The organism is Jeotgalibacillus marinus (assembly GCF_040801915.1).
Taxonomy (GTDB): domain Bacteria; phylum Bacillota; class Bacilli; order Bacillales; family Jeotgalibacillaceae; genus Jeotgalibacillus; species Jeotgalibacillus marinus.
On the sequence record NZ_JBFMIA010000391.1, the window covers coordinates 1 to 210 of the forward strand.

1 protein-coding gene is annotated in these 210 nt (G+C 44.3%); it reads left to right on the forward strand.

Going from position 1 to position 210, the window contains the following annotated elements:
- Positions 1-201 (forward strand): hypothetical protein (locus tag AB1471_RS19280; protein ID WP_367781128.1); only part of this gene is annotated, 201 nt, incomplete at its 5' end.
- Between the last annotated feature and the right edge of the window lie 9 nt (positions 202-210).

Here is a 210-nt window from a genome sequence, read left to right on the forward strand (position 1 = left end):
GAGGAGAGGGGGGGAAGGGGAAGAGAGAAGAGGAAGGAAGGAAGAAAAGAGGGAGAAGGAAAAAGAGAAAAAAGAAAGAAAGAAAAGAAAGGAAAAGAAAAGGGGAAAAAGAGGGGAGGGGGAGGAAAGAGAAGGAGAAAAGGAAGGAGGAAGAGGAAAAAGAGAGGAGGGGGGGAAGGAGAGGTTAGAAAAAGAAAATAAGTAACAAGT